Annotated in this window: 1 protein-coding gene; it reads left to right on the forward strand. The window is 44.9% G+C overall.

The window, feature by feature from the left end; all coding sequences use genetic code 11:
* The coding region (locus tag R8269_RS24795; RefSeq protein ID WP_318222854.1) for an ImpA family metalloprotease at positions 1–1,270 on the forward strand (1,270 nt) is incomplete at both ends.

The raw sequence follows: 1,270 nt of genomic DNA on the forward strand, positions 1-1,270 counted from the left end.
TGGATCAGTCTTATTACTTTCCTGATGAGCAAGCGACGCGCAGTTGGTTAAATAACAATATTTCACCAGACCTGATATTTAATGAAGCTAACCTGTGCGACGGTTCAAAATTACTTAGCTGCTTGAAAGCCGATAAGCCAAACCTGTTGATTCTGTCACAACATTTGCTGTCAGGAGATACCAACCAACAGGTAATAGATGCGCTGGCTTATGCCGAGCAAGCTAAAATTCCGGTTCTATATCTGCATTGGGACGGTGGGCTGACCGATCTTGGCCGAGACATTTTGGCAAAATTCCATGTTGACTACGTGGGGGACAACTATTGGCGTAAGTTAGGTTTGGTCGATTGGGCACCTTCATCACTGATGAACTTTGTGCCAGATTCTGTCATCACGCAACAAGCGTTGTTATCCCGTTTCGAAACTCAAAACTTCAATGTTGATTTGTCCCAATGTGATGATAAATCATGCCCAGAAGTAGCGAACATGGACAGTCAGTTTTACGACGCTGCCAACAGCATTCGCCAATGGCTGAAATCACTTGATGAGCAAAAAATCTCGTTGTTTGAACAAGATGGTTATCAATACGAAAAGCTGATGGTGTTATTGGCGGATCATTATCGTCAAACGGCCTCTTTTCCAATGGATAAGCAGTCTACGGGGACGACTGAATTTTTGAAATCGTACTTCGCGGACTACGTTCAATACAACAGTCGTCGCATCAACCCAAAACAACCAAATATGGGAAACTTCAGCCGCAGTGAATTTGGGGCCGATGTAAAGAGAATTGATACTACGGTGAATATGGAGTCTAAACGCAACTTCCGTTCGGCAGGAGTGTATGCGCTGCCAGGTGAGACTTTCACGGTAACGCGTAAAGACAACAATGATGTGACCACAAAAATTGTCATCAATAGCTTAAGAAGTGGAGCGACCCATGAGTTCAGTAAAGACGGTTATACTCGACCTAAACTGCTGACTTCATTTGCTTACGAAGTCAAAGCGGGTGAAACCATCACGCTGACTTCTCCTTATGGCGGCCCAGTACAGGTTCACTTTGACAAAAATGATATTCCGGTTGAACTGAGATTTAACCATGTGGCACAGCATCCTGTATGGAGAAGTGAGAAGGACAACGACACCTTTATTCAGCAGCTAGAAGCCAATTTGTTTGATTGGGCCGAGCTGATCACCCCTGGGTTTGAAGTGCACTCAATGCGTGACAAGATGTTAGAGCCGGTCAGCGATGAAATGTGGCCTACCCCTGCGAA

Source organism: Vibrio sp. Vb0667, from assembly GCF_033391095.1.